At 62.8% G+C, this 21874-nt stretch carries 14 protein-coding genes; 3 read left to right on the top strand and 11 right to left on the bottom strand.

The features are described 5' to 3' along the window. Positions 1 to 40: 40 nt before the first annotated feature. The 11 genes from FHS03_RS04795 to FHS03_RS04745 form a co-directional block, all read right to left on the bottom strand. The gene (locus FHS03_RS04795) at positions 41 to 1720 is read right to left on the bottom strand and encodes an alpha-amylase family glycosyl hydrolase (RefSeq protein WP_183439860.1); all 1680 of its coding nucleotides are present in this window, start codon (positions 1718 to 1720) and stop codon (positions 41 to 43) included. Between the two features lie 16 nt (positions 1721 to 1736). Beyond that, positions 1737 to 3368, bottom strand: a complete 1632-nt coding sequence (locus FHS03_RS04790; protein ID WP_183439859.1) for an alpha-D-glucose phosphate-specific phosphoglucomutase — start codon at positions 3366 to 3368, stop codon at positions 1737 to 1739. A 91-nt stretch (positions 3369 to 3459) separates the two neighbouring features. Continuing rightward, positions 3460 to 4785, bottom strand: a complete 1326-nt coding sequence (locus tag FHS03_RS04785) for an MFS transporter (protein ID WP_183439858.1) — start codon at positions 4783 to 4785, stop codon at positions 3460 to 3462. A gap of 147 nt (positions 4786 to 4932) precedes the next feature. Beyond that, the gene (locus FHS03_RS04780) at positions 4933 to 7320 is read right to left on the bottom strand and encodes a TIM-barrel domain-containing protein (protein ID WP_183439857.1); all 2388 of its coding nucleotides are present in this window, start codon (positions 7318 to 7320) and stop codon (positions 4933 to 4935) included. Positions 7321 to 7326: 6 nt separating this feature from the next. Next, complete coding sequence (locus tag FHS03_RS04775; protein ID WP_371871589.1) at positions 7327 to 10023, bottom strand: alpha-1,6-glucosidase domain-containing protein; 2697 nt, start codon at positions 10021 to 10023, stop codon at positions 7327 to 7329. A 166-nt stretch (positions 10024 to 10189) separates the two neighbouring features. Beyond that, the gene (locus FHS03_RS04770) at positions 10190 to 11527 is read right to left on the bottom strand and encodes a sigma-54-dependent transcriptional regulator (protein WP_229426081.1); all 1338 of its coding nucleotides are present in this window, start codon (positions 11525 to 11527) and stop codon (positions 10190 to 10192) included. Positions 11528 to 11571: 44 nt separating this feature from the next. Then, positions 11572 to 13350: a sensor histidine kinase gene (locus FHS03_RS04765; RefSeq protein ID WP_183439856.1), complete on the bottom strand. Its 1779-nt coding sequence runs from the start codon at positions 13348 to 13350 to the stop codon at positions 11572 to 11574. A 148-nt stretch (positions 13351 to 13498) separates the two neighbouring features. Continuing rightward, positions 13499 to 14290, bottom strand: coding sequence for an ABC transporter ATP-binding protein (locus tag FHS03_RS04760; protein ID WP_183439855.1), 792 nt, complete (start codon positions 14288 to 14290; stop codon positions 13499 to 13501). 1 nt (position 14291) lies between these two features. Beyond that, a complete protein-coding gene (locus FHS03_RS04755) occupies positions 14292 to 15116 on the bottom strand; it encodes an ABC transporter permease (protein ID WP_050411787.1) in 825 nt (274 codons plus the stop codon). Between the two features lie 12 nt (positions 15117 to 15128). Then, positions 15129 to 16097, bottom strand: a complete 969-nt coding sequence (locus tag FHS03_RS04750) for an ABC transporter substrate-binding protein (protein WP_183439854.1) — start codon at positions 16095 to 16097, stop codon at positions 15129 to 15131. A 315-nt stretch (positions 16098 to 16412) separates the two neighbouring features. Next, positions 16413 to 18038: a POT-type proton-dependent oligopeptide transporter gene (locus tag FHS03_RS04745; RefSeq protein ID WP_183439853.1), complete on the bottom strand. Its 1626-nt coding sequence runs from the start codon at positions 18036 to 18038 to the stop codon at positions 16413 to 16415. A gap of 214 nt (positions 18039 to 18252) precedes the next feature. On the opposite strand from FHS03_RS04745, the gene FHS03_RS04740 reads away from it, so the two are divergent. The 3 genes from FHS03_RS04740 to FHS03_RS04730 all read left to right on the top strand — a co-directional run bounded on the left by FHS03_RS04740 (position 18253) and on the right by FHS03_RS04730 (position 21873). Continuing rightward, positions 18253 to 19917 carry an alpha-glucosidase gene (locus FHS03_RS04740; RefSeq protein WP_183439852.1) on the top strand — a complete coding sequence of 555 codons (1665 nt, stop codon included), beginning with the start codon at positions 18253 to 18255 and terminating at the stop codon, positions 19915 to 19917. A gap of 341 nt (positions 19918 to 20258) precedes the next feature. Further along, on the top strand, positions 20259 to 20786 hold the full coding sequence (locus FHS03_RS04735) for a hypothetical protein (protein ID WP_183439851.1): 528 nt from the start codon (positions 20259 to 20261) through the stop codon (positions 20784 to 20786). Further along, positions 20779 to 21873 (top strand): GGDEF domain-containing protein, encoded by a 1095-nt coding sequence (locus FHS03_RS04730; RefSeq protein WP_183439850.1) that lies wholly within the window; start codon positions 20779 to 20781, stop codon positions 21871 to 21873. Before FHS03_RS04735 ends, FHS03_RS04730 begins: the two co-directional genes overlap by 8 nt. Position 21874: the final 1 nt, after the last annotated feature.

The following is a 21874-nucleotide window of genomic DNA, read 5'->3' as shown; positions in this document are numbered from 1 at the left end:
TCTGTCTCCCTTTTTGCGTGAAAATGCCCGCTAATATAACTCAGTTGTCGCGCCGCGCCTCCTTTGCCGCGGGCGCCAGCAGAATGGTGGCGTAGCGGCCCGTGGTCAGCACCTTGCCGCCTTTGACGGTGTAGCTGGCATCCGAGTAGTGGTCGCGCAGCTTTGAGCCGTCCTTGAAGACGCCCGCGACGCTGACTGGCAGCTGCTTGCCGGTTGGCGCTTCAAGGGCGATCACCACCTTGTCGTCGATGGCGCCGCGCTTCAGCGTGCGCTTGAAGGTATAGGGCTGGTCGGCCAGCTTGGCATGTTCGCCGGCGCCGACGGCGGGATGCCGTTGGCGGAACAGTCCCAGCTTGCTCCAGTGCCGGCGCACCTCGGCGATGCGATAGCCGTCGCGCTGGGCGTTTTGCGCCAGCTCCTGCCAGTTCATGTCCGAGCGCAGCTTGGCGTCGCCCCCGGCTTGCGGCCAATCGAGCCGGCGCGCGGTTTCGTCGCCGTAGTAAATTTGCGCCGCGCCGGGCGCCAGCAGCAGTTTGCTGGCCGTTTCAAAAGGCTTGCTGCGCGATGGGTCGAGCGGATTGCCGTCGTCGTGGGAGTCGATGTAGTTCAGTACGGAGTAGCCTTTCAGCGGACCATGCAGCTGGGCCGAATATTTGCTGAACAGGCTTTCGTAATCCTGCTTGGCGTCGTGCACCAGGCCGAAGTTGATCAGGCTGTCGAAGCCGTTGTCGTAGAAATTCCAGTACTCTCCGCCGCCCATATCGAACTTCTGCGCATGCGCGATATTGTAGTTATAGACCTCCGCCACCATGAAGAATTTACCGTCGCCGAGCACGCGGGCAGGGTTGGCGCGCTTCCAGTCGTTATGGGCCGCTTCCGCGACCGCGCGCAGTTCCTTCCATACGCCGGGCTGGGTGTGTTTGACGGTGTCGCCACGGAAGCCGTCGATGCCGAATTTGCGCACCCAGTCGGCGTGCCACTTCATCAGGTAGTAGCGCGGCGCGCGCGGATAGCCGGTACGGGCGAAGAATTCGTCCAGCTCCTTGACTTCGCGCTCGTAGCGGCCTTCGGTCTTCCACTTGGCGGCCAGGAAGTCGGGCAATTCGACCGGCGTATCGCTTTCTGTGCGAACGTCGGGCAGGTTGGGAACGAGGGTGCACAGCGTGGTGGTCGGCGCGTCCTTGTAGGTGCAGGTGGGCCCGGTGCGCACCCAGCCGGGAGGCCAGACGGTGTCGCTATCCGTCACGGGGCCGGTATGGTTCATCACAACATCCAGCAGCACGCGGATGCCGCGCGCGTGGGCCGCGTCCACCATTGCGCGGAAGTCCTGTTCCGTGCCGAGGTTGGCGTCCACCACCGTCCAGTCGCGCGCCCAGTAGCCGTGGAAGCCGTAAGTCTTGCCCGTTCCTTCATCGGTGCCGGCATGGATTTGTTCGACCGGCGGCGTCAGCCACAGCACATTCACACCTAGGCTGTCGAAATAGCCTTCCTTGATCTTGGCGGTGACGCCTTTCAGGTCGCCGCCCATCATGCCGCGCAGCGGTGCGGCGTCGGCTTTGCGGTCGTAGGCCAGGTCGTTGCTGCGGTCTCCGTTGTGGAAACGGTCGGTGATCATGAAGTACACGGTCGCGTTCTCCCACAAGAAGGGCTTGGGAGCGGCCAGCGCCGGATTGCCAATGGCGGCCAGCAGAAGGGAGAAGGCGAGTGCGTGCAGTTTCATGGTTTCCTTGTTGAGATTAAGTGATGACGGAGGGATTGCTCCGCCCCGTGTGCATAACGATGCTGGCCACGCTGTCGGCAATGGCGATCAGGCCGGCCAGCGCCTGCTGGGTGGGGATGCGGTGCTGCGTGGTGTCGGCTTCGTAGCGTTCCAGGTAGACGCGCAGGGTCGCGCCTTCGGTGCCGGTGCCGGACAAGCGGTAGATGATGCGCGACCCATCCGTCATGATGATGCGGATGCCCTGCTGGCGCGCCAGCGAGCCGTCGACCGGATCGGTGTACTCGAAATCGTCGGCGCTGGCGACGGTGTAGTGGCCGAGCTGCTGCCCCGGCAGATAGGGCAGCTTGATGCGCAGGTCTTCCATCAGCATGTGGGCGTTGTCGGCGACGATGTTCTCGTAATCGTGGCGGGAGTAGTAGTGGCGGCCGAAGCGTACCCAGTGTTCGGCCACGATCTGTTCGACCGGTTGGCGCTGTACGGCCAGCAGATTCAGCCAGAACAGCACCGCCCAGAGCCCATCCTTTTCGCGGATATGGGAGGAACCGGTGCCATAGCTCTCCTCGCCGCACAGCGTGGCCTTGCCCGCATCGAGCAGATTGCCGAAGTACTTCCAGCCGGTTGGCGTTTCGTAGCAGGGAATGCCCAGGCTTTCAGCCACGCGGTCGGCGGCGCGCGAAGTGGGCATGGAGCGGGCGATGCCTTTCAAGCCGTCCTTGTAGCCGGGCGCCACATCGGCGTTCGCCGCCAGGATCGCCAGGCTGTCGGAAGGCGTGACTTCGAACTTGCGACCCACGATCATATTGCGGTCGGCATCGCCGTCCGAAGCGGCGCCGAAATGCGGCGCGTCGGGAGCGGCCATCAGCTCAATCAGCTGGGCGGCGTTGACGGGATTCGGATCGGGATGGTGGCCGCCAAAATCTTCCAGCGGCACGGCATTGATGACGGTGCCGGCCGGCGCGCCCAGCATGCCTTCCAGGATCGCCTTGGCATACGGGCCGGAGACGGCGCTCATCGCATCGAAGCACATGCGGAAGCCGCTGCCGAACAGTTGGCGGATGATGGCGAAATCGAAGAGCTGCTGCATCAGTTCCGCGTAGTCGCCGACGGGATCGATCACCTCCACATCCATCTCTTCGATGCGCGTTTTGCCGACGCGGTCGATGTCGATTTCCGGCGCGTCGCTGATGCGGTACTGGGCGATGGATTCGCTGCGGTGGAAGAATTCCTCGGTATAGCTTTCCGGCGCTGGGCCGCCGTTGGCGATGTTGTACTTGATGCCGAAGTCGCCCTCCGGTCCACCCGGATTATGGCTGGCCGAGAGCACGATGCCGCCCAGCGCGCCGTGCTTGCGGATCACGCAGCTGACGGCCGGCGTGGAGAGAATGCCGCCTTGTCCCACCAGCACGCGCGCAAAGCCATGCGCCGCCGCCATGCGCAGGATCACGCGCACCGCCGCGCGGTTGTGAAAACGGCCATCGCCGCCCAGCACCAGCGTCTTGCCCGATGCGTCGCCCAGCGTGTCGAACACGCTCTGCACGAAGTTTTCCAGATAGTTGGGTTGGCTGAACACGGCCACTTTCTTGCGCAGGCCGGAAGTCCCCGGACGCTGGCCGGGGTAGGGGGAGGTTGCTACCGTGTGGATTGCCATGATCGCTCCGCGTTTGCTCAAAATATGCCGGATGGTGGCACAATTGCAACATCGGTGTAGCGCAATACGGGCGGCGCAAAACGCCGCGCAATCAGGCTGCGGGCGCCGCCGTGTCCTTGACGATCATGGTCAGCAGGCCCGCCAATGCCATCGAGGCGCCGCCCAGCGCCAGGGTGCTGATCGTGTGGCCGCCGAAGAAGTGGGTGGTGACGTAACCCAGCAGCAGGCCGCTGACGATCTGCGGAATCACCACGAAGAAGTTGAACACGCCCATATAGTAGCCCATGCGGCGGGCCGGCAAAGCGCCCGCCAGGATCGCATACGGCATGGTCAGGATGCTGGCCCAGGCCACGCCCACGCCGACCATCGGCGCCAGTAGCAGCTGCTTGTCCTGAATGAAGAAGATGCTGACCAGGCTAAGGCCGCCGATCACCAGGCAGCTCATGTGCACGACCTTGCGGCTGGTGGCGCGCGCGAACACCGGCAGGATAAAGGCCGCCAGCGCGGACACGCCGTTATACACCGCGAACATGGTGCCGACCCAGTTGCCCGCATCCTGGAAGGCGGCCGATTGCGCGTCGGTGGTGCCGAACACATTGTCGGCCACCGCCGAGGTGCTGTAGATCCACATGGCGAACAGGCCGATCCAGGTAAAGAACTGCACCACGGCCAATTGCGCCATGGTTTTGGGCATGCGCAGCAGGCCGCCGAAAATTTCGCTCATCGCGTGGCCCATGCCTTTGCTGCGCTGGCGCTCGGCGCGGAATTGTTCCAGATTCTCGGGCGGCAGCTCGTCGGCCGTCAGCACGGTCCACAGCACGGCGAAAAAGAACACCGCGCCGCCGGCATAGAAGGAATAGCGCACGGTATCGGGAATGCCGCCGTTGACGGGCACATTGCTCACGCCCAGCACATCGCCGAACAGCGTAGGCAGCAGCGAAGCGATCACCGCGCCGCAGCCGATGAAGAAGGTCTGCATCGCGAAGCCGGCCGTCTGCTGCGACGCATTCAGCTTGTCGCCGACGAAGGCGCGGAAAGGCTCCATCGATACATTGATGGCGGCGTCCATCATCCACAGCACGGCCACCGCCATCCACAGCGCGGAGGAATTCGGCATCAGGAACAGGGCGATGGAGGCGAGCAGGGCGCCGATGAAGAAGAAGGGACGGCGGCGGCCCCATTTCGGGTGCCAGGTATTGTCGCTCAGGTAGCCGATGATGGGCTGCACCAGCAGGCCGGTGACGGGGGCGGCAAGCCACAGCAAAGGCAGTTCATCCGGGTTGGCGCCGAGCGTGGAGAAGATGCGGCTGGTGTTCGCATTTTGCAGGGCAAAGCCGAACTGGATGCCGAAAAAGCCGAAGCTCATATTCCACAGCTGCCAGAACGACAGCCGCGCCTTGGTGGTTGAAGGATTCATGCCTGCCTGTCCCCGTTATAAGTATGTATGCGTAAATTTGTAGCAAAATAACATGATGGATTTTGCCTGTCAATCGAACATTTCACCGCAATTACGGGCTGCAGTGGAGTGAAATGTAGTCAAACAACAAATAATTTGACGATTGAATTACAGGCTTACAGCCAATTTGGCGGACAGTTGGCGGCGCGCCGGCACACTCACCTGCAGCAGCTTGCGCGCCGCGTTCCAGCTGAATTTCACGGCGCGGCCATCGAGCAGTACGCGCTGCGGCCTGGCTGCCACATTGTGCACGCTGACGTTGTAACCGCGTTCGGCGACTTGTGCGGCGCGGCCGGTTTCCGTCTCCAGCGACAGCAGCAGCTCGCGGCCCTGCAGGCTGCTGGCGAAGCGCACCAACTCATACTTGCCCTGCTCATAGGCTTGCGCGGTGGCGCCGTCGTCGTCATACAGCTTGCCGCTCGATGCGCTCACCGACTGGTCGTGGTAGTAGTGCAGATCGATCTGGCGCGCGGAATAATCGTTGGTGCTCTGCGCCGGCTTTGCCAGCGGCACGAAAGCGCCGGCGCGCACGAAGACCGGGATATGCTCGGGCACCACGCCCAGCGCCTCGGTGATGCCGCCGCCATGGCGCTGGTCGTTATAGAAGTCGAACCACGCGCTGCCGGCCGGGAAGTACAGCTCCTTGCGCGTGGCGCCCGGCTCCACGATCGGCGCGACGAGGAAGTCCTTGCCCCACAGGTAGGCGCCCGAGATGGAACGCGCCGCGTCGTTCTGCGGTTCTTCGAACAGCATGGGGCGCATCAGCGGCATGCCGCTCTGGCTGTTCTCGAAAGCCGTGGTGTAGTTATACGGCAGCATGGCGTAGCGCAGGCGGATCGCTTCGCGCGCCAGCGACTTGGCGCGCTCGCTGCGGAACACCGGTTCGGCCGGCACTTCCTCCTGGGCATGCGGACGGAACACGGGCTGGAATACGCCGTACTGCAGCCAGCGCGTATATAGCTCGTCATCCAGCACGGCGGAAGCGAAGCCGCCCAGGTCGGAGTGCATATAGCCTAGACCCTGCATGCCCATCTGCAGCGCGATTTCCATTTGCGATTGCAGTCCACCCCAGCTGCGGCCCACATCGCCCGACCATGGAATCAGGCCGAAACGCTGGGAGCCGGAATAGCCGGCGCGCATCAGGATGAAGGGGCGCTCGTTGGGGAAGTCCTTGCGGTAGCCTTCCGCGATCAGGCGCGCCCAATCGTGGCCGTAGATATTGTGCACCTGGTCGGCCGAGCCGGTGGCGTGCTGCAGGGCCGATGGATGCACTTCCGGCTCGCCCAGATCGCCCCACCAGCCCGTGACGCCGTCGCGCTTCAGATCCTTGTAGATATTCCAGAACCATTCGCGGCCCTGTGGGCTATACAGGTCGATCAGACCGGTATTCCCGAAGTAGAAATCGTAGGTGTAAGGCGCGCCGTCCTTGGTGGTGGCCAGTACCTTGCGCTGCACGGCTTCCTCCCAGCGCGAAGAAGTGGTCAGCACGAACGGTTCGGTGATGACGACCGTTTTCACCCCCTTGGCCGTCAGATCGGCCATCATCTTTTGCGGATTGGGGAAGCTGTCCTTGTCCCAGGCCAGATTGCCCATCGTGCCTTTCACCGTTTTGCCGAACCAGTAGAGGTCAAGCACGATGGCGTCGAGAGGGATTTTCTCTTCGATGAACTTGTCCACCGTGGCGCGGGTTTCGGCCTCGGTGTGGTAACCGAAGCGGCTGGCGAAATTGCCGAAGGCCCAGCGCGGCGGCAGCGGCTGGCGGCCGGTCAGGCTGGTGTAGCTGGCCATCACGTCTTCCCACTTGTCGCCTGCGATTACCTGATAGGTCTTGCGGCCGCCGATGGTTTCGTAGCTCAGCGTATTGTCCTTTTTGCTGTCGAAGTCCAGATAGCCGATCTGCGGATTGTCGAAGTGGATGGCGTAGCGCTTGGACGACAGCGCCATCGGGATCGTGAAGTTCATCAGCTCCGAGCGATTGCCGTAGCCATAGTGCGCCTTGTTATACAACTGGAAGCGGTTGCCGCGCCGGTTCATGCCCACGGCGCGCGCGCCGGCGCCGTACAGCGCTTCGTCCTGGTCCAGATTGAATTCGATGGCCTGCATGCCATCCTTGCGGGTATAGCCCAGCTTTTCCGACACCAGGGGCTGGCCCCTGTAGGCATAGCTGATGCGGAAGGGCGACTTCTGCACCGTGACCACGATGCCCGGCGTGGCGAATTCAATGCTGGTCACGCTGTCCTTTAGCGTGGTGGCTAGCGCCTCGGGCGCCAACACCACGGCATGCGAGTTCGTGTCGTACTGCTCGCCCTTCGGAATGAAGGCGGTTTCCACCACGGTGGCGGAGTAGGGGCGGATCAGGTATTTACCGTCGCTGGTGTTGATCTCCAGCGTGTTCTGGTTCTGCGCGAAGCTTTCCAGGCGGCGTTCTGCGTTCTGGGCGAAGGCGCTGCTGGCCAGCAGGCACAGGGCGGCAAGGGCAATCGGATTCTTCTTCATGGTGTTTTATTCGACGAAAACAACCGCCGCGCGGGCGGGAACGGTAAAACGGCCGCTGGCGGCATCGTAGCGGGCTTGCGCTGCGCGCTTGTCGGCCGCGCTGGCGCTGCTGTGCACCGGATGCAGGCGGAAGGACTTGCCAGCCTGGTCCGCGATGCTTTGCTCGGACTTGCCAACGTTGATCAGATAAGTCACGGACTTGAAGCCCGCGCCCGCGTAGCCATTGCCATCGATATGGGCGGCGATCACGGTTGGTGCCTGCGAAGGGCCAGTGTTCAGGAAGTGCAGGCGCTGCTTGATGTCTTCCGCTGTGCGCAGGCGGAACAGGGTGCTGCTGGCGCGGATTTTCAGCAAGTCGCGGAAGGCGTCGCGGGTGAACGCGATATCCTCGGGACTTGGTTTGAGCGCGGCATTCGCCAGCAGCGGACGCAGTAGCGCATAGTCCTTGCCATTGTCGGCGGCGGGCGGCAGGCCGGTGCCGAAGTAGTTGTCGCGGTAAGTCCAGTCCAGGCGGTTGAACCAGTCGCCCGATTCGAAGCTGTTGCGGTCCAGCGATTTGGAGCGCAGCACGTCAAAGCCCGCGTGATAATAGGCCACGCCCTGGCTGAAGGCATTGATGGCTGCAGCCAGAACCTGCACGCGGGCGCGGTCGGCGCTGCTGGTGTTCAGCGGCAGCTTCATGGTGTTGGCGTCGTACAGGGTCTGGTTGTCGTGGTTTTCCACATAGTTGACCACTTCGCCGGGCTGGCTGACGTAACCGGCCGGCTGGCCTGCATAATCGATGGCTTGCAGCTCGCGTACCTCGCCGGTATGGGTTTGCAGCGGATAGCTGCGGATCGAGCCGGCCAGCCCCACCTTCACCAGATCGGATGCTTTCAGCAGGTCGGCCAGCGGACGCGGGCCGGCCATGGCATTGGCGTCATACACCAGGCCATTGATATAGCCCTGCTGCGAGAACATGCGCTCGCCGGAATCGCCCGCGCCACCGCCGCGCACGGCATCGCGCGCACGGTCGCTGAAGGTGCCGATACCGCTGCCGTTCAACGACAGCTGCGATGCCTGCACGAAGCGCGCGCCATTTTCCACCTCGCCGAAATTCCAGCCTTCGCCGATCAGATTGATGTGATGACCGGCCGCCTTGTTGACGCGCGCCTGCAGTGTTTCCATCACGGAGCGCGGCTGGTGGCCCATCAGGTCGAAGCGGAAGGAATCGATGCGGTAATGGCGCGTCCACAGCTCGGCCGAATCCACCATCAGCTTGCCCATCATGCGGTTCTCGGTGGCCGTGTTGTAGCAGCAGGTGGAACGTTCGATTTCGCCTTTGAGGTTCAGGCGGTGGTAGTAGCCGGGCACGATGCGGTCCAGCACCGATTTTTCATCCTGGCCCGCGATATAGGTGTGGTTGTACACCACGTCCATGCCCACGCGCAGGCCGGTCTTATGCAGCGCCATCACCATGTCGCGGAACTCGCTGATGCGGCGTGCGCCATCGGCCGGGTCGCTGCTGTAGCTGCCTTCCGGCGCGTTGTAGTGGTAGGGGTCGTAGCCCCAGTTGTAGCAGTCGCTTTTGTGCGCCGCCATGACCGTGGCTTGCTGGGTATCGCTGTCCGGCACACCTTGCGGGGCAGGGACGGCGCAGCCCTTCTCCGGCACGCTGCCGATGTCGTACACGGGCAGCAGGTGGATATCGGTCATACCGGCCTTGCTCAGCGCTGCCAGATGGCGCATGCCGTTCGAGCTGCTTTCCTTGAAGGCTGCATACTTGCCGCGATTCGGCGTGCTCACGCTGGCGTCGTTGATCGAGAAGTCGCGCACATGCAGCTCGTAGATCGACATATCGGGCTGCGCCTGCACGCGGGCGGGGGAGCGGTGCTGGTCCCAGCCTCTCGGTTTCAGCTTCGGATCATCCAGATCGGCGATATAGCTGCGCTTGGAATCCGTGGTCAGGCTGACGGAGTAAGGATCGGTGACGAGATTGCGCACCAGGCCAGCGCTCGGCGCGTGCACATCCACCAGATAGCTGTAGTACTTGCCGGCATGGCGTCCACGTTTGCTGATTGACCAGATGCCGGTCTTGGCGTCGAAGCGCATCGGTTCAATGCGAGCGGCCTTGCCGTAGCCGGTGTCGTAGCTGCACACGGCGACCTGGCGCGCGCTCGGCGCCCACAGGCGGAAGCTGGTGCTGGTCTTATGGACGGTCGCGCCGAGGTCTTGCGCCTGTTGGGCTGCGGCGTACAGGTCGTCCAGCGCGCTGGCCGTTTGCAGGCCGGTGACGTCGCGCACCGTGCCGTCCGCGTTCTCCTGCACGATCAGTACCTGCTGCTTGAGCAGTTCCGGCAGTTTGGCGGCATCGGCCGCTTGCAGGCTTAGAACCGGCGCGTGGCCCAGATATTTAAAGCGCTGCTGAAGTTCGGCGGATAGCGCCGCATCGTGCGCCTTCAGCGTCAGCGCGCCGTCGGCGCCGCCGACCTTGGCGCCAGGCTTCGCATTCAGCAGGCCTTGCGCCGAGTGGTATAGCTTGAACTGCGCCTTGCTGTCCGCGCCAGGCCATTTAATCAGATGGCGGTCGAGCCAGACGGCGCGCGCATCGAAAGTCTGCGAGGCCTGCAGCATCTGCTGGAATGGCGCATCGCAGCTGGCCAGCTGCATGCCATGTGTCTGCGCCTGCGCGCCAAAAGCGGCCAGCACCAGTGATGCTCCCAACGACCATTTCAGAGCGTGCCGACGCCCGCGCAGTACCTTCTCTGCCATAAACCTTGTCTCCAGCGAATTTGGTAGTTTAGCTACATATTGGCGCTCCGATGAGGCCTGAATCACCTGTATGGTAATCCAATTTATGTAGCCGCACTACTAATTCGTCGCAACAGGGCTATTTCCGGCCGGTGCCGATCTGGTACTTCTTGAGTTTGTCGTAGAGGGTTTTGCGGGGGATCATCAGGTTGTCGGCGGCGAGGGCGACGTTGCCTTCGGCGGCGTCGATGGCGCGCAAAATCAGCTTGCGCTCGAACGCATCGACCTGCATGGGCAGGGCGGCATCATTGCAGGCGGCGTCGTTTTCGGACAGGGTGGCTGCGCTTTGCGCTGATGGTTCGGCGGTGACTACGCGTGGTGTGGGGGCGAGCAGCATCGGCGCGAGGCCCAGCGTCAGGCGTTCCGCGAAATTGCGTAGTTCGCGCACATTGCCCGGCCAGTCGGCGGCCTGCCAGCCTTCCATCTCCTGCGTCGTCCATGTTGGCAAGGGGCGCTGATAGCGCAGCGCTGCCTCCTGCACGAAGTGGGCCAGCAGCAGTGGAATATCCTCGCGCCGCTCGCGCAGGCGCGGCAGATCTATGTTGACTACGCCGATGCGGTAATACAGGTCTTCGCGGAACAGCCCCTGCGCGCTTAGTTGCAGCAGATCGGCCTTGGAGGCGGCGACGATGCGGCAATCCAGCTCCACCCCTTCGTTTGCGCCCAGGCGTTCAAGGCGGCGCTCCTGCAGTACGCGCAATAACTTGACCTGCAAGGCTATGGGCATGGTCTCGATTTCGTCGAGGAAGACCGTGCCGCCGTTGGCGTATTCCAGCTTGCCGATGCGGCGCTTCTGAGCGCCGGTGAAAGCGCCCGGCTCATGTCCGAAGATTTCGCTCTCGAATACCGACTCGGGCAGCGCGCCGCAATTGATCGCTACGAAATTGCCCCTGCGCCCACTGGCCGCGTGCAGCAGCCGCGCCGCCACTTCCTTGCCGGTGCCGGTCTGCCCGTTTATCAGCACATCGACGCCGGCTGGCCCGATATTGCGGATCAGGAGCTTGAGACGTTCGATGGCCTCGGAGCGGCCGATCAGATCCGGCGTATCGGGATGCAGGGCGCGCGCCGCGCGCAGTTGGCGGTTCTCCAGCACCAGGCGGCGGCGCTCCTGGGCGCGGCCGACCGCATCCATCAGCCGCTCGGAAGCGAAAGGCTTCTCGATGAAATCGTAAGCGCCGCCGCGCATCGCCATCACCGCCATGCTCACATCGCCATGGCCGGTCACGACGATCACCGGCAACTCCGCATCCAGCGCCACCACCTGAGCCAGCAGCTCCAGGCCGGAACGTCCCGGCAGGCGCACATCGGTCACGATCACGCCAGCATAATCGGCGCGCAGCAGGGACAAGGCCTCCTCCGCGCTGGCGCAGGCTTGCACGGCAAAGCCGCCTAGCTCCAGTGTCTGCGCGGTTGCCATGCGCAGGGTGGCTTCATCCTCTACCAGGATCGCTTGCAGCGCACTCAAATCGTGCCTCCTTCGGTTTGCAGCGGCAGGCGCATCTCGAATTCGGCGCCGCCTTCGGGGCGGTTATACGCCCTCAATTGTCCATTCATCGCCTGCACGATAGACGATGAAATTGCCAGGCCAAGCCCCAGCCCCTTGCCGGACGGTTTGGTTGTGAAAAACGGTTCGAACAGATGGGCCGCCACCTGCTCGGGAATGCCTTCGCCGCTATCGCTGATGCGCACCACGGCCTGACCGTCCTCGCGGCTCAAAATCAGGTGGACGCGCCGCAGCGGCGACGTCTCCACCGCATCGAGCGCATTGCGCAGCAGATTAATCAGCACCTGCTCGATACGCACCGCATCGCCAGCCACGATCATCGCGCCCGCGCCGGTATCGATGTCGAGCAGCGCCTCGCGGCGCTGGAACTCGCTCTCCAGTAGGAAGGCCGAAGCGCGCACCGAATGCGCCAGATCGACCGCCGCCACATTCTGGTCCTTGCGCGCAAAGCCCTTCAACTGGCCGATGATGGCGCCCATGCGCGCACTGGCCGCGCCGATGTGCACCAGATTACTGGCCGCCTGCTCCGGCTGGCCGCGTTCAAGATAAGTGCGCGCATTGTCGGCGAAAGCGCGGATCGCCGCCAAAGGCTGGTTCAATTCATGCGTGATCCCGGCCGCCATCTGGCCCAGCATCGCTAGCTTCCCCGCCTGCACCAGCTCATTTTGCGTCGAACGCAGCATATGCTCCGTCTGTTGCAGCGTGTGGTACTTGGTTTCCAAATGCTGATTCGTCTCGCTCAGCTGCTGCGTGCGTTGCGCGATGCGGCTCTCCAGCTCCTGCGCCGCCTGCTGCAGCGCTTCGCGCGAAGCCAGGCGCTCCTCCATGCGGCGGCGGCGTTGATGCAGCGCCCACAGCGAAGCCGCGGCAAACGCCAGCAGCAAGGCCGTCGCCAGCGCCCACAGCGTACCCACGCGCGTGACGCGCGACTGGTTTGGGAACAACATCAGCTGCCAACCCAGGCGTCCCACCGGCAGGGTGACGAAGGGGCCGGGCGTCTGCTGCAAGGGCGTGAGGTTCTTGCCGGTGTACTGCTGCGTGTGATTCAACTCGGCCAGCGTGGCCTCGCGCAAGGGATGCAGGCTGTGATACTTCCAATCCTCGCGGTTGCTGAGGAAGACCACGCCATGGCGGTCAGCCAGCGCGATTGGATCATCGCTGCTGCTCCAGGTACGTTCAAACTCCGCCAGACTGATTTTGACCGCGATGACGCCTGCCACCGGGCCGCCCGCGCTGCCGTTCGCATACACCGGCTGCGCGATAAAGTAACCCGCCTCCGACGTGCTGGTGCCGATGCCATAAAACAGCCCCGCGTGTCCGCGCAGCGCCGCATGAAAATAAGGACGATAAGAGAAATTCTTCCCGACGAAGCCGAGCGGCTGATCCCAATTGCTCGCACCCAAAGTCAGACCATTACGGTCCATCAGATACAGCGCGCCAACCTTGGCCTGCTGCTGAATAGTTTGCAGCGTACCGTTCAAGCGCGCGATCGCCGCCGGATCGTTGGGATGGGCCAGCGCATTCGCCAGATCCGGCTGCCGCGCCAACACAAAGGGCAGCGTTTCAAAACGCTGCAGCACCGACTGCAAATCCGGCGCCATCAACTGCAGCTGGCGATGGCCCTGCAGCAGCGATTCCTCACGCGCCCGCAGCGTCCCAAACCAGAACGCCGCCGCCACGGCCGCCACGACCCCAAACAGCCCCACCACCAATAAAAATGAGTTTCTCGCGCGCATCCCGAATTCTACAACGCCACCCCACAGTTTGATCTGCCTCAACAAATGTCCCACCCTGGTGTCAGGCACCAGAGTCGGACATTCTTTGATTTTTCGCAAAAAATGTCCTACCCCCGTGCCTGACACCAGGGTGGGACATTGTTTGATATTAATCAACGGCGGCGAGGCGCATTTCGTCGTTGTGGTGGCGCTGCTGCTCTTCCATCACGAGCTGGCCGAGTTCGCGCTTGAGGGCGTTGAATTCGGCTGAGGCGGGGTCGCGCAGGCGGGGCAGGTCGACCAGAATGTCGCGCTTGACCGTGCCGGGACGGTAGGTCATGACGATGATGCGGTCGGCCAGGTAGATCGCTTCTTCGATACTATGGGTGACGAAGATGATGGTCTTTTTCAGCTCGGACCAGATGCGCAGCAGCTCGTCCTGCAGATTGCGGCGGGTCAGCGCATCCAGCGCGCCGAAAGGTTCGTCCATCAGCATGATCGGCGAGTCCAGGGCCAGCACGCGGGCAATCGCTACACGCTGGCGCATGCCGCCTGACAGGTCTTTCGGATAGCGGTGGCGGAAGTCGCTCAGCGACAGCATGCTTAATAACTGCGATACCGTCTGCTCGATCTTGTCCTTGGCCATGCCTTTGACTTCCAGGCCGAAGGCGATGTTCTTCTCCACGGTCATCCATGGGAACAGCGCGTATTCCTGGAACACCATGCCGCGCTCCGGCCCTGGCCCGGTGATCAGTTGCGCATCGGCCGTGATTTCGCCGCTCGAAGGCAGCGAGAAGCCGGCAATCGCATTCAGCAGCGTCGACTTGCCGCAGCCCGATGGGCCGAGCAGGCAGACGAATTGTCCCTGCGGGATATGCAGATTGATGTCCTTCAGCGCGACCACTTCGCGGCTGTCGGTCTTGAATACTTTGTTGACGCCTTTAACGGTGATATGGCTCATCTCAGTTCTCCAGGCCGCGGTGCCAGCGCAGCAGATGGTTATTCAGTTTGTTCATGCCCACGTCGATGATCAGGCCAAGCAGGCCGATCGAAATCATGCCGGCGATGATCTTGTCGGACCAGAAGTATTCGCGCGCTTCGAGGATGCGGAAGCCCAGGCCATTGTTCACGGCGATCATCTCGGACACGATCACCACGATAAACGCGGTGCCGATGCCGATGCGCACGCCGGACAGGATGTAAGGCACGGCCGCCGGCAGCATCACGCGCACGAACATGGTGCGCTGGCTGACGCCCAGATTGCGCGCGGCGCGGATGTAGATGCCGTCGACCTGGCGCACGCCGGCGATGGTGTTCATCAGCACCGGGAAGAAGGCGCCCAGCGCAATCAGGAACACGGCCGGCGCGTTACCCAGGCCGAACCACAGGATCGCCAGCGGAATATAGGCGATCGGCGGGATCGGACGCAGCACCTGCATCAGTGGATTTAGCCAGGCATACATGCGCGGGCTGGAACCCATCAGCAGGCCAAAGGGCAGGGCCAGGCCGGCGCCGACCGCGAAACCGACCACCACGCGGTACATGCTGCTCAGCGTATCGGTCAGCAGCTCGCCCGACAGCGCCCAGCCCAGCCAGGACATGCCGGCCGCTGGATCGTAAGGCGTCAGCGGCAGCAGGTATTCCACCCACTTCTGCACCACCGCCAGCGGCGATGGCAATACCTGCGGATTGATCCAGCCCAGCTGCGCGCTGGCCTGCCACAGGGCGATGACGACAACGGGCACCACGGCGCCCGCGGCGATTTCACGCCAGTTCTGCTTTGCCATGATGTCTCCGTCTTATTTGATGTTCAGGCTTTTCTTGGCTTCGTCCAGCAGATCGGTCTTGACGAATTCCGTGGCGACCGGCGGCTTGCGCATTTTGCCGATGCCGTGTTTGGCCATGACGTCGGTGGTGATCTGGATATGCTGGGCCGAGATATCGTAGGTGTAGGGCGAATTGCTGATCGCGTCTTCGAAATCGTCCTTGGTGATCTGGCCTTTGAAGATCACTTCGCGCACGTATTTTTCAGCGACCGGTTTCTGGTCGATGAAGGTCTTGGTCGCCTGCATGAAGCAGTTCATGAACTTGACGGCGGTGGCGCGGCGCTCCTTGTAGAATTTTTCGCTCATCACCATGGTGCGTACCGGCTCGCCGATCGGCGTGTCGTAAGGCTTCATCACCTCCACGCCGAAGCCCTTGTTGATCGCTTGCGAAGATTGCGGCTCCGACTGCATGATGGCATCCAGGTTCTTGCCCAGCAGCGCCTGATTCAGGTCGGCGAAAGCCAGGAAGATCAGTTGCACGTCCTTGCCCGGCTGGTCGGAAGCGGTCAGGCCGTGCTGCGCCAGTTCCGCCACCAGCAGCACCTCATGGATACCGCCGCGCGTCACGCCGACTTTTTTGCCCTTCAGATCCTTGATCGACTTGATGCCCGCATCGGGACGCGCCACCAGCCGCGCGCCGCCCTTGGCGAAACCGGCCACCACATAAATCGGCGCGCCGTTGGCGCGGCCCGCGATCGCCGCTTCGGATGCCGTCGCGCCCACATCCAGTTCGCCCGCGAGGATGGCCTGCATCACATCCGGCCCCTTGGCGAAGACATGCTCCTCGACCTTGATGCCGCACTTCGGTGCGATTTCCTTGATATACGAGACGGCGCCGTAATGCGCGAATTTCAGATTACCGAGACGCACCACTTCCTGCGCACCGGCGGTGGTGCAGAAAGCGGTGGCGAGGGATAGGGTCAAAAGGTGAAGCTTGTTCATGCTGGTCTCCAAAGCAGGGTTATTGTTCCCAGCCAGAGAGCAGCTTTCATGCCAGTACTTGTGTATTAGCTAAGTCCTTGATTTATTTCACTTACTGCGATGCCGCAAGAAAAACCGTATCAGATACGCCGTGCGGATTCCCGGAATCGGCACGCCCGTCGTGCGGATTTCCGCCTCGAATGTTTGAGCAAAATCAAAAAATGTCTCACCCTGGTGTCAGGCACCACGGTCGGACATTCTTTGAGAAAGATCAAGGAATGTCCGACTCTGGTGCCTGACACCAGGGTGGGACATTCGTTGAGGGAGATCAAAGGATCAGGATTTGGTGGGGACGGTGCCGTAGCAGGTTTGGGTCTGGCCGTCGTCGCTGCGGTAGTTGTCGACCATGCGGTAGCGGGTGGCGTAGAGGCCGAAGGCCAGCGCGGTCAGCAGGGCGAAGCCGGCGAAGAAGAACATCTGGAAGGCGATGACGCTCATGCCGCTGGTGGCGATGTGGCCCAATACGGCTTCGTTCTTGACGCTGGAGTTGACGATCAGTACCCACAGGTTGCCAACCGTGACGGCGAGCGTCCAGAAGCTCATGATCGAGCCTTTCATCGGCGCCGGCGCCTGGCTGTAGGCGAATTCGAGGCCGGTGGCGGAGACCAGCACTTCGCCCATGGTCAGTACGGCATACGGCAGCAGTTGCCACAGGATCGACATCGGCGTGCCGGCATCCATCGAGAGCTGGATCCAGCCGATGATGATCCATGCCAGGCCGCTCAGTGCGATGCCGGCGGTCATACGGCGCAGCGGGGTCGGTTCGATGCCGATCTTGCGCAGCAGCGGGAAGATGGCGAAGTTGTTGAAGGGGATCAGCAGCATCACCAGCAGTGGGTTCACGGCCTGCATCTGCGCCGGCAGCACTTTGAATTCCCAGCCGAACAGCGACAGCATCGGGCTTTGCATATTGTTCGCCTGAAGGATCCAGGTCGATGCCTTCTGGTCGAACAGGGACCAGAATGGCGTCACCAGCGCGAACACCACCAGAATGCGCAGGACGGCGCGCACGCCTTCCACGGCTTCATCCGGGTGCGCGCCGCGCGCGCGTTCCAGCTGCATGGCGGTGCCGATGCCGCCGAAGGCCAGCAGCAGCACCAGCGCGGTACAGGCGGCGATCACGAAGCCCCAGGAGAAGGACATGCACAGCGATGCCACGGCTGCCGCCGCGCCGATCAGCGCCACGGTCAGGCCGGGGCGCGATTGGCCCGGTTTGCGCGCCAGCAGGGCAGTGCGCGCGACGTTGGTGAAGGAGTCGGGGTTGTGCTTTTGCGGCTGCACGTGCACGTACTTCTTGTTCCCGAGCCAGAAGATCATGGTGGCGACGGCCATCAGGATGCCGGGAATGCCGAAGGCGACGGCTGGGCCGTAGTTCTTCAGGAACAGAGGCATCAGCAGCGAGGCGAAGAAGGAGCCGAAGTTGATCATCCAGTAGAAGGCGTCGTACACGACTTTGGCGCGCTTCTTGTTGGTCTGGTCGAACTGGTCGCCGACGAAGGCGGAAACCAGCGGCTTGATGCCGCCCGATCCAAGCGCAATCAGGAACAGGCCGAAATAGAAGCCTTTCAGATTGTCTTCAAAGATGGCGAGACAGGCATGCCCGGCCACGTACACGAGGCTGAGCCAGAAGATGGTGTTGTACTTGCCGAAGAAGCGGTCGGCCAGCCAGCCGCCCAGCAGCGGGAAGAAGTAGACGCCGATGACGAAGGTGTGGAATACGTGTTTGGCTTCGCTGGCGCGGTCTTCCAGTGGGATGAACAGCAGCAGGGTGCTGATCAGGAAGGGCGTCAGGATATTGCGCATCCCGTAAAAACTAAAACGTTCGCAACCTTCGTTTGCGATGATGTACGGGATCTGGCGCGGTAGCGGCCCGTTGCCTGCGTGCTGGTCAGCTTGTGACATGTAGAAGTCTCCTGATTTTGTCAGATCGGGATGCTATGCGAAGCACTTGGGCTTGGCAACTGGTATGCATGAATGCTCACCAGGCAAAAAATACCGATAATTATGTAGTTTAGCTACCTATATTGATGGCGTGAAAATTCATAAGTATTTGAAATATATATGTATTACTCTGAATTTCGAGTCTTGATGGGTGATTGAGTATCGGGTATTCATCATGTATATTGTCTACAAATCCACTCCCATTCCTAAGGAAGCTAACGTGAGCAAAGCATTGTCCCCGACCTGGTGGCGCGAAGCGATCATCTATCAGGTCTATCCGCGCAGTTATCTCGATACCAACGGCGACGGCGTGGGCGACCTGCCCGGCATCACCGATCGCCTGGAATACATTGCGAAACTGGGCGTGGATATCGTCTGGATTTCGCCTTTCTTCAAATCGCCGATGCGCGACTTCGGCTACGACGTGTCCGACTACTGCGACGTTGATCCGCTGTTCGGCACCCTGGACGATTTCGATAAGCTGATCGCCAAGGCGCATAGCCTGGGCTTGAAGATCATGATCGACCAGGTGATGTCGCATACGGCCGAGGAGCATCCGTGGTTCGTGGAGAGCCGCAAGAGCCGCGACAACGCCAAGTCCGACTGGTATGTCTGGGCCGATCCTCTGCCGGACGGCAATCCGCCCAACAACTGGCTGTCGGTGTTCGGCGGCTCGTCGTGGCAATGGGATTCACGCCGCAAGCAGTATTACCTGCACAACTTCCTGGTCAGCCAGCCGGACCTGAACTTCCACCATCCTGAGGTGCAGCAAGCCCACCTCGATTGCCTGCGCTTCTGGCTGGAGCGCGGCGTGGATGGGGTGCGCCTGGATGCGTGCAACTTCCACTTCCACGACCGCTCGCTGCAAAGCAATCCGCCGGCGCTGGTGCGCGACACCGCCACCGTCAGCGACGTGAACCCGTACGGCATGCAGGCCCATATCCACGATAAGAGCCAGCCCGAGAACGTGGCCTTCCTCGAACGCCTGCGCGTGCTGCTGGACGAATTCGGCGCGGTCGCCATCGGCGAAGTGGGGGCCGACGATTCGCTGGCCGTGATGGCCGAGTACACGGCGGGTGGCAACAAGCTGCACATGGCTTACAGCTTCAATCTGCTGACCGCCGTTTGCACCGCCAAGCATATCCGCACCCAGGTCGAGGACTTCAAGGCGCGCGTCAAGGATGGCTGGGCCTCCTGGTCGGTCGGCAACCACGATGCCCAGCGCGTGATGACGCGCTGGGGCGGCGCGCATCCAACGCCGGCTTTCGGCAAGCTGGTGCTGGCGATGCAGCTTTCGCTGAAAGGCACGCCTTGCCTGTATCAGGGCGACGAGCTGGCCTTCACCGAAGCCGATGTGCCCTATGAGTTGATCCAGGACCCTTACGGCAAAACCTTCTGGCCCGAGTTCAAAGGCCGCGATGGCTGCCGCACGCCAATCGCCTGGACCGAAGCGGCCAACGGCGGCTTTAGCAGCGGCCAGCCTTGGCTGCCCGTCGCGCCGGAGCATATCGCGGCGGCCGCCTCGGTGCAGGAGGCGGACGTGGATTCCATGCTGTCCTTCGCGCGCCGCATGATCGCCTGGCGCCGCAGCATGCCGCAGCTGACGCGCGGCGAGATCGTCTTCTTCGATGCACCGGAACCGGTGCTGGCGCTGCGCCGCGACCTGGAAGGGGAGCGCAGCGTGATCGCCATCTTCAACCTGGGCGCGCAGCCGGCCGGCTTCGCCTTGCCCGAGGCGGCCGGCGCCGAGAAGCTGGAGAATCCCGGTTTGCCGGGCGAAGTGGTGGACGGCCAGGTCAGCCTGCCGCCGCATGGCGCCTGGTTCGGCTACGCCCGCTAGGATGGCCGATGGCCTTTCCGGCGGAGCCGCCTAGGGCCGGGTCCACCTGACGCCGGAGGCGGGCGGCCCATGCGGACGGGCGGGCGTACGGTACGGGAAAGAGCGCCGGCCTGCCGCCATTCATGCTATTGTCGGTAACTGGTGGTATTCCCTTACACCAGAAAGAAAGCCTGACGTTTTTGCCTCGCAGCTGGCCAGCAAAGTTTGTTTTTGCATGCCCTTCCAGTCTGGTCGTCAACCCCGTTCCGGCGCCATTCTTGCCTATGCCGCAGGCCTCAGCCGCCGGCCTGCGCTGTCCGGCTATTGCCACCCTGCGGCTGCCTCAGCGGAGATGCGCCACCATGGAAGCAAGCAAACGCAAGGATGAGCAAATGACCCTGGTCGTCAATGCCGGCCTCAATCTCGATATTCTGTGGGGCTGCGTGAATGCCTGGGCGTATATGCGCAGCCGGAATGTTCCGCGTCCAGTGGCCTTGCGCGTGCTGTCGAAAGCGGGACCGCGGCGCGCTGCGGATGAGGAGCATCCCGCCGTGCGTGACAGCCGGCTGGCGCCGTCGCCCATCGCTGCGGCTCCCACCCAAAGAGAGGCGGCGCGCATGGTGGCGCGGCCCTTTCCCTTGCCCCGTACCAACCACGAGCTGGCCGGTCTGATCGACCATGCCATCCAGCTGATGGCGGTGCGCAACCGCCACTACGCCGAGGCGCTGTTGCGCATTTATTCGGTCGATACGCCCACCATCATGCGGGTGTTGTTCGATCTGCGCCACCGGCGCGCGGCCGGCCGTCACCCGCGCCTTGCCTTGCAGTTGCGCGGCATCGCGCCGGGCGAGGATGGGGCGCCGCGCGCCACGGAAACGCAGCATGGATGAGCCTGATGACTGCGCCGCCCCCACCGGCCGGCCGGATTTGCTGGCCCTGGCCCGCCATTTGCTGATGGCGAGCACGGTGCGCGCCGCCCTTGAGGTCACGGGAGCCGCCCTGGCCGGCCTCAACGCGGACGAAGCCATGATTATGTTGCGCCAGAGGGGGAGCACGCAAAATCTGCGTTTTGCCGGCGCCGCGCGGGCGGCGCCCGCCGAGTTGGACTCCGCCCTGTACCAGCTGGCCTTGCACGCGCTGATACACACCCATGGCTCGCCGTCGCGCGTTGGCTATGGGGACCGGCATCCGGACTGCCACGGGACCGTGCTGCAGCGGGCTGGCGGCAGTACGCTGTTGGTGACGTTGCCGTCGGCGGCGTGCGAGGGCGTGCTTTTGCTGAACTGGCAGAGCCGCCAGCCGGCCGCTTGCCTGGAGCAGACGCGCCAGTTGCTGCTGCAGATCGCGCAACTGGCGGGGGCTTGCCTGGCCGGCTTGAACAGCAAGCAGGGGCGGGAAGACCGTCTCAGCGCCCGCGTCGCCACGCTGCGCGAGGCCGGCCGCCACCATGCCGCGGAAATGCGGCGCAGCGTAGCGCAGACGGCCGAAGCGCGCGATCAAGCCAGCCAGGATAGCATGACCGGTCTACTGAACCGGCGCGGCTTTTTTGCGCAGGCCGAACACGGCTTCATGCAGGCGCGGCAGCAGGCCTTGGCCTGCACGGTGGTGTTTGCCGACGTGGATGGGCTGAAGGTGGTGAACGATGAGCTGGGCCATGAACGCGGCGATGAGCTGATCCGCCACGGGGCCGCCGTGTTTCAGAGCGCGTTTCAGGACGCCGACGTCGTGGCCCGGCTCGGCGGCGACGAATTTGCCGCCTTTGCCTTCGGTGACGCGGCGCCGGAAGCCATCCGCGCCCGCCTCCATGCCCGCGTTACCGCATTCAACCGTGCTGGCCGCTTTCCGCAGGCGGTCTCGCTGAGCGTGGGCGTGGTCAGCTGCGACACCTTTTCCAGCGCTTCCCTGGCTGACTATCTGCAAATGGCCGACGCTGAGATGTATCGGCAAAAACACCGGCACGTGCGTTGTGCCCGCTAAG

The sequence above is a fragment of the Pseudoduganella violacea genome (assembly GCF_014191875.1).
Classification (GTDB): domain Bacteria; phylum Pseudomonadota; class Gammaproteobacteria; order Burkholderiales; family Burkholderiaceae_D; genus Rugamonas; species Rugamonas violacea_A.
The sequence above is the reverse complement of the archived record's forward strand: the minus strand, read 5'-3'. Positions and strand labels throughout refer to the sequence as shown.